The 7,057-nt window shown below is 73.5% G+C and carries 7 protein-coding genes; 1 reads left to right on the top strand and 6 read right to left on the bottom strand.

Features of this window, described 5'->3' with window-relative positions; genetic code table 11:
- Nucleotides 1-383 precede the first annotated feature (383 nt).
- The gene (locus CCN42_RS22130) at nucleotides 384-1,271 is read right to left on the bottom strand and encodes an alpha/beta hydrolase (RefSeq protein WP_086738126.1); all 888 of its coding nucleotides are present in this window, start codon (nucleotides 1,269-1,271) and stop codon (nucleotides 384-386) included.
- A gap of 217 nt (nucleotides 1,272-1,488) precedes the next feature.
- Between CCN42_RS22130 and CCN42_RS22125 the strand changes: the two genes are divergently transcribed.
- Nucleotides 1,489-2,094 carry a TetR/AcrR family transcriptional regulator gene (locus CCN42_RS22125; RefSeq protein WP_086738125.1) on the top strand — a complete coding sequence of 202 codons (606 nt, stop codon included), beginning with the start codon at nucleotides 1,489-1,491 and terminating at the stop codon, nucleotides 2,092-2,094.
- Nucleotides 2,095-2,226: 132 nt separating this feature from the next.
- Here CCN42_RS22125 and kynU read toward each other — a convergent pair whose 3' ends face one another.
- From kynU to fbaA, 5 genes are all read right to left on the bottom strand, one after another.
- Nucleotides 2,227-3,411, bottom strand: coding sequence for a kynureninase (gene kynU, locus CCN42_RS22120; RefSeq protein ID WP_086738128.1), 1,185 nt, complete (start codon nucleotides 3,409-3,411; stop codon nucleotides 2,227-2,229).
- A gap of 19 nt (nucleotides 3,412-3,430) precedes the next feature.
- Nucleotides 3,431-4,270 carry a tryptophan 2,3-dioxygenase family protein gene (locus CCN42_RS22115; RefSeq protein WP_086738123.1) on the bottom strand — a complete coding sequence of 280 codons (840 nt, stop codon included), beginning with the start codon at nucleotides 4,268-4,270 and terminating at the stop codon, nucleotides 3,431-3,433.
- Between the two features lie 168 nt (nucleotides 4,271-4,438).
- On the bottom strand, nucleotides 4,439-4,852 hold the full coding sequence (locus CCN42_RS22110; protein WP_086167489.1) for a DUF3151 domain-containing protein: 414 nt from the start codon (nucleotides 4,850-4,852) through the stop codon (nucleotides 4,439-4,441).
- Nucleotides 4,849-6,330: an MFS transporter gene (locus CCN42_RS22105; protein WP_086738121.1), complete on the bottom strand. Its 1,482-nt coding sequence runs from the start codon at nucleotides 6,328-6,330 to the stop codon at nucleotides 4,849-4,851. The genes CCN42_RS22110 and CCN42_RS22105 overlap by 4 nt, the downstream gene beginning before the upstream one ends.
- A 67-nt stretch (nucleotides 6,331-6,397) precedes the next feature.
- A partial coding sequence (gene fbaA, locus CCN42_RS22100; RefSeq protein ID WP_086738119.1) for a class II fructose-bisphosphate aldolase occupies nucleotides 6,398-7,057 on the bottom strand: 660 nt, incomplete at its 5' end.

Genomic DNA, 7,057 nt, shown 5'->3' with positions numbered 1-7,057 from the left:
GTGCCGGGGCGGGGATCCGGGGGCGGGCGGCGGCGGAGAGCGGCAGGACCACGCACGCGGAGATGAGGAGAGCGAGGAGGGAGCGCAGCCGGCGGGGCGTACGACGGCTCCTCGGCGGGCCGCCGGTGGCGTCGGTGGCTGGCACTGCGGTCGGCTCCATGGTTCGCTTCCCTCCCGGTCCGCCCGTCCATCGGGCTTGTTGATCGGGAAGCTACGGAGCGGGAGCCGTCGCTCGCGTCACGCCGCAGAGGTGTTCACGGCCGTAGCTCTCAGGTACTACGGGTATGACGGGACCGCGCGGGCCGGCCCTCGCGGGGACCGCCCACGAGGGCCGTCACCTGCGGGGACTGCCCACGATGACCGCCCCGCCCGTGACCACGGCCTCACCACGCCAGCTGCGCGATCTCCTCCGCCACCACCGCGCACGCGTCCGCCGCCGGGTCGATCAGCGGGAAGTGGCCGACATCCTTCAGCAGGGTCAGCCCTACCACCTCGCCCGCCTTCGCCGCCGCGTCCGCGTACGACTCGGCGACCGCCGGCGGCACGTCCAGGTCGGCGCGGCCCTGCACCAGGGTCGTCGCGATGCCCGTCGGCAGCAGCAGCGCGGGGTCGGCGTACGGCCGTCGCTCGGCGAACGGGCTTGCTCCGCCGAGGAGTTGGCGTGCCGCCCCTTCGCACACGTCCAGCTCGTCCGCGACGGCGAAGTCGGCGATCGGGGCCAGGGCGACCACCCCGCGCAGCGGTGCGGGGCCGTCGGTGCGCCAGGGCGCGTCGGCGGGCAGGACGTGCCGGGCGGCGGCCCACAGCGCGAGGTGCCCGCCGGCCGAGTGCCCGGTCACCACCGTCCGGCGGACGTCGGCCCGCGGAAGGACCTCGCGGACGAGCGCGGGAAGGGCGTCGAGCGCGGCGGCGACGTCGTCGAAGGTGTCCGGCCAGCGGCCCGCGACGGGCTGCTCCCCGGCGGCGGCCTCCACGGCTCCCCGCCGGTACTCCACGCTCGCCACCGCGAATCCCCTACGGGCCAGGAAGCCGGCGAACGGGCTGATGTGGCGCCGGTCGTACGGGGCGCGCCAGGCGCCTCCGTGCAGGACGACGACCAGCGGGGCGAGGGGGGCGGAGCCGGTGGGCCCGGTGCCGTGCGGGGCGTAGAAGTCGATCACCTGGTCGGGGTGGTCTCCGTACGCGGCGGTGGCGTCGGGGTCGACGGGCGGGTGCGAGAAGGCGGACTTCTCCTCGGCGGCGGCCTGTGCCGCTGCGACGTCGTCCGTCATGCTCCAACCTCTCAGCGATGAAACGTGTGTGGCGGACCGGGTGGTGCGTCAGGCCGTTGGCGGGGACGGTACCAGGCCGGTGACGTGCGGGGACATGGGTATGTCACGCTCGGTGAGGGTTAAACGGTCCTGCCGTTTCGTTACCCTGACGGGGTGACCCGGAGGGTGCCCCACAGGGGGACTCGCACGGGACCCCGCGTGCACAAAGGAGGCCGACATGTCCGCCGAACCCGGCACCGTACGTCCCGGAGGACGCACCGCGCGCGTGCGCGCCGCGGTCCTGCGCGCGGCGGGGGACGTGCTGGCGGAGCAGGGCTTCGACCAGCTCGATCTGGCGGACATCGCACGGCGGGCGGAGGTCGGCAAGACGACCGTGTACCGGCGGTGGGGCTCGGTGACCGGGCTCGTCGCCGACCTGCTCGTGGACATGGCCGAGCAGTCCTCGCCCCGGGAGGAGACCGGGTCGGTGCTCGGGGACCTGCGGGCCAACGCGTCGCTGGTCCAGCGGACGCTGGCCGACCCGCGCCAGGGCGCGCTGTTCCGTGCCGTGATCGCGGCGGCGGCGTGCGACGAGCGGACGGCCGCGGCGCTGCGGCGGTTCTACGAGGTGCGGGTGGACGAGTGGGCGCCGTGCGTGGAGCAGGCAGTGGCGCGCGGTGAGCTGCCGGCGGGCACGGACGCGCGGGCGGTCGTACGCGCGGTGTCCGCGCCGCTGTACTACGGGCTGCTGACCTCCGGGGTGGTCCCCGACGCCGCCGCCGCGGAACGCGCCGCACGGGCCGCCCATGCCGCGGCGGTGGCGGGGGTGTACGTCACGGAGTGAGCACTCCTCGGGCCACGCCCGGCGAGCCGGGCGCACCCGCCCGAGGAGTCACCCCACGGAAGCGGGCGCACCCGCCCGAGGAGACACCCCACGGAAGCGGGCGCACCCGCCGAGGGGGCTACCCGAGGGGGGCTAGCCCACCACCTCCCCCAGTACCCGTGCCGCCCGCTCCACGTCCGCGAAGCCCACGTACAGCGGTGTGAAGCCGAAGCGCAGGAGGTTCGGGGGGCGGAAGTCGCCGACGACGCCTCGGTCGATCAGGCGTTTCATCACGTCACCGGCGTCGTCGCAGCACAGGGCCACCTGGCTGCCGCGCTCCTCGTGCGCGGCCGGGGTCAGGGACTCGACCCGCCCGGGGCTCACGTACTGCGCCACGCACTCCAGGAAGAAGTCCGTCAGCGCCAGCGACTTGGCCCGCACCGCCTCGACCGGGACCCCGTCCCAGACCTCGAGCGCCGCTTCCAGGGCGAGCATCGAGAGGATGTCCGGCGTCCCGACCCGGCCCCGCGGCGCGCCCCGCGCCGGTTCGTAGTCACCGCGCATGCCGAAGGGCTCCACGTGGGAGTTCCAGCCGGGCAGCGGGGAGTCGAAGCGGTCCTGCAGTTCCCGCCGCACGTACAGGTACGCCGGTGAGCCGGGGCCGCCGTTCAGGTACTTGTAGGTGCAGCCGACCGCCAGGTCCACCCCGTGCTCGTCGACCCCGACCGGCAGGGCGCCCGCGGTGTGGCACAGGTCCCAGACGGCCAGCGCGCCCGCCGCGTGGACGGCGGAGGTGAGCGACGGCAGGTCGTGCAGGCGGCCCGTGCGGTAGTCCGCGTGGTTGAGCAGGACGACCGCCGTGCGCGGTCCCAGCACGTCCGGCACCTCGGCCGGGGTCACCGGCCGCAGCGTGCAGCCGGTCATGCGGGCCGCGGACCGGGCGATGTAGCCGTCGGTGGGGAAGGTCGTGGCGTCCACGACGATCTCGTCCCGGCCGTCCCCGGCCATCCGGACCGCCGCCACCAGCGCCTTGAAGACGTTCACGCTGGTGGAGTCACCGACCACCACCTGTCCGGCCGCGGCCCCGATCAGCGGCGCGATGCGGTCCCCGATCCGCTCGGGCGCCGTCCACCAGCCGCTCTCGTCCCAGGAGCGGATGCGCAGTTCGCCCCACTGCCGGGCGATCACGTCGGCCATCCGGCCGGGGACGGCGGCGGGCAGCGCGCCGAGCGAGTTGCCGTCGAGGTAGATCACGTCGTCGAGCACGAACTCGGCGCGCTTGCCCGCGAGCGGGTCCGCCGCGTCCAGCTCCTCCGCCCGCCTCACCAGCTCGGGCATTCCGGGCAGCTCGGTGGTCTCAGACATACGACCTCGCCGTCCACAGCTCGGGGAAGACGTTCTTCCGGGCCCGCTTCTCCAGCCACGCCACCCCGGCGGAGCCGCCCGTGCCGGACTTGGCGCCCATGGCCCTGCGGGTGGCCACCAGGTGGTCGTTGCGCCAGCGCCACACCAGTTCGGCGACATCGCTCAGCGCCTCGCCGAGCCGGGCGAGCTCGTCGCTCTCGTCGCCGGAGTAGATCGCGGTCCACACCGCCTCGACCTCGTCCGACGGCTCGTAGCGCCGGGAGACGTCCCGCTGGAGGACGGACCCGGGGATCGCGTGGCCGCGGCGGGCCAGCAGGCGCAGCACCTCGTCGTACAGGCTCGGCTCGTACAGCGCCTTCTCCAGCTCCGCGTGGACGCGGGGGGAACCGCGGTGCGGGACGAGCATGGAGGCGGACTTCTCGCCGAGCAGGAACTCCATCCGGCGGTACATCGCGGACTGGAAGCCGGAGCCCTCGCCCAGGGCGCTGCGGTACGAGTTGAACTGCGCGGGCGTGAGCTGGCCCAGCGGCTTCCAGGAGGCGTTCAGCGCCTCCAGCTCCCGTACGGAACGTTTGAGCGCGGCGATCGCCACCGGCACGTCGTCCTGGCGGAGGGCCTTCGCGGCCGTCTCCCACTCGTGCACGACAACCGTGAACCACAGCTCCATGACCTGGGTGGTGACCAGGAAGACCATCTCTCCGGGATCGTCGGAGAGGGTGTGCTGGAGGTGGGTGAGAACGTCCGCCCTGACGTAGTCCTCGTACGGGGTGGTCCCCTGGAAGTCGAGATGCGGGGTCTCGGGCTCGTGGGTTTCCTGAGCCTCGTGGGACATCGCTGTCTCCTGTTTATTGCTCCGGGTAGCGGTCCGCCCCTGCCGTTACCGGCACGGGGGCCCCGGTCCCCACCCGCATCCTGCGCAAGTCCCCGCGACATCGCAAGGCCCGCCTGATCACAGACGGGCCTCACCGTACGACCGTACGAACGGTACGAACCGGAAAACCTAGCCCAGCGTCTGCGCCGCCGTGGGCGAGGAGTCCTTCAGGAACTGCGAGCAGCGCTCGTACTCCTCCTGCTCGCCGATGACCTGCGCGGCGCGGGCGAGGGCGTGCAGGGCGCGCAGGAAGCCGCGGTTCGGCTCGTGCTCCCAGGGCACCGGGCCGTGGCCCTTCCAGCCGTTGCGGCGCAGCGCGTCCAGGCCGCGGTGGTAGCCGGTACGGGCGTAGGCGTACGACTCCACCGTGCTGCCCCGCTCGAACGCCTCGTCGGCCAGGCGGGCCCAGGCCAGCGACGAGGTCGGGTACTTCGCGGCGACCTCGGCGGCCGGGGTGCCGCCCGCCAGCAGCTCACGCGGCTCCGGGTCGTCGGGGAGGTGGGTCGGGGGCGGGCCCCCGAGCAGGTTCTCGTGAATCGTCATGGGTTCAGTCTGTCACCGGGCGGCGGCGCCGGCCGGTGGCCCTCCAGTGGCGGGGCCGCCACATCGCAGTGGGTACGGCACTCCGGGTGCCCGCAGTCCGGCGCGGGCCGCCGTACGGTCGCCCAGGCCAGTACCGCCCCCGCCACCAGCACCCCCGCGCACCACAGCATCGACCGGCCGAACGCGGCGTCGAAGGCGTCCGCCGAGCGGTAGGCCTCCGGCCCCATACCGGCGAGCAGCGGCAGCGCGGCCACCGCGACCAGGCCCGCGGCCCGCGCCGCGGCGTTGTTGATACCGCTGGCCAGGCCCGCCCGCGCGGTGTCGACGGAGCCGAGCACGGTCGCGGTCAGCGGGGCCACCAGGGTGACCATGCCGAGGCCCAGCACCAGCAGCGCGGGCAGCACGTCGGCGGCGTACGAGGCGTCCGGCCCGACCCTCAGCATCAGCAGCATGCCCGCCGCGCACAGCAGCGGGCCCACGGTCAGCGGCAGACGCGGGCCGGTCTTCTCCCCCAGTTCCCCGGAGCGGGCCGAGAACAGCAGCATCAGGACCGTCGTGGGCAGCAGGGCCGTGCCCGCACCGAGCGCCGAGTAGCCGGAGACGACCTGGAGCTGGAGGACCACGAGGAAGAAGAAGCCGCCGAAGGCCGCGTACACGCACACGGTGACCAGGTTGACCACGGTGAACTGGCGGGAGGCGAAGATGTCCGGCGGCATCATCGGGTCCGGCCGCCGCCGCTCCACGGCCACGAACGCCACGGCGGCGAGCAGGCCCGCTCCCCCCGTGAGCACGACCGTCCAGGTCCCCGCGTGAGCCTCGATCAGGGCATACGTCAGCAGGGCCAGCGCGAGCGCGCCGAGCGCGGCGCCCAGCACGTCGAACCGGCCGTGCGTGCCCCCCTCGGAGGACTCCGGGACGTGCCGCAGCGCGACCGGCACGCACAGCAGGGCCAGCGGCACGTTGATCAGGAAGACCCAGCGCCAGCCGGGGCCGTCCACCAGCCAGCCGCCCAGGAACGGCCCGACGGCCGCGCCGACGCCGCCGAAACCGGACCACAGGCCGACCGCCCGGCCCCGGTCGTCCGGGTGGAAGGAGGCCTGGATCAGGGCGAGCGAGCCGGGGGTGAGCAGCGCGCCGCCGACGCCTTGCAGGGCGCGGGCGGCGACGAGCACCCCGGCGTTCGGGGCGAGCCCGCACAGCAGTGAGGCCACGGCGAACCACACCACGCCGAGCACGAAGATCCGCCGCCGTCCGAAGCAGTCGCCGAGGGCACCGCCGAGCAGGATCAGCCCGGCCAGCGTGACCATGTACGCGTTGACCGTCCACTGGAGCACGGCGAGATCCGCGTCCAGGTCGCGGCCGATGCGCGGCAGGGCGACGTTGACGACGGTGGAGTCCAGCAGGGCCATGCTGGAGCCGAGGACGGTGGTGAACAGCAGCCACCGGCCCTGCGGGGAGGCCAGCCGGACGTCGGGCACTCTCCCAGGTATACAGCGAGCCCGGTGCCGTGGCACCGGGCTCGACGCGTACGGACGAATATCCGGGTTACTTCAGCTTCGTACCGGCCGACCGCAGGTTCTGGCAGGCCTCGACGACGCGCGTGGCCATGCCGGCCTCGGCCAGCTTGCCCCAGGTGCGCGGGTCGTAGGTCTTCTTGGAGCCGACCTCGCCGTCGACCTTCAGGACGCCGTCGTAGTTCCTGAACATGTGGTCGACGACCGGACGCGTGAAGGCGTACTGGGTGTCGGTGTCGATGTTCATCTTGACCACGCCGTTCTCCAGCGCGGTCAGGATCTCCTGCTCGGTGGAGCCGGAGCCGCCGTGGAAGACGAAGTCGAACGGCTGGGAGCCGGCCGGCTTGCCGTACTTGGCGGCGACGCCCTCGTTCAGCTCCTTCAGCAGCTCGGGACGGAGCACCACGTTGCCCGGCTTGTACACGCCGTGCACGTTGCCGAAGGACGCGGCCAGCAGGTAGCGGCCCTTCTCGCCCAGGCCCAGCGCCTCGGCGGTGCGGATCGCGTCGTCGACGGTGGTGTACAGCTCGTCGTTGATCTCGTGGGTGACGCCGTCCTCCTCACCGCCGGTGGGGGTGATCTCCACCTCGAGGATGATCTTGGCGGCGTGGGCGCGGGCCAGCAGCTCCTGGCCGATGGCCAGGTTGTCGGCCAGGGTCTCCGCCGAGCCGTCCCACATGTGGGACTGGAA

Source organism: Streptomyces glaucescens (genome assembly GCF_002154375.1).
In the GTDB taxonomy this organism is placed as follows: Bacteria; Actinomycetota; Actinomycetes; order Streptomycetales; family Streptomycetaceae; genus Streptomyces; species Streptomyces glaucescens.
Note: the sequence above shows the minus strand (reverse complement) of the source record. Positions and strands in the feature narration are given on the sequence as shown.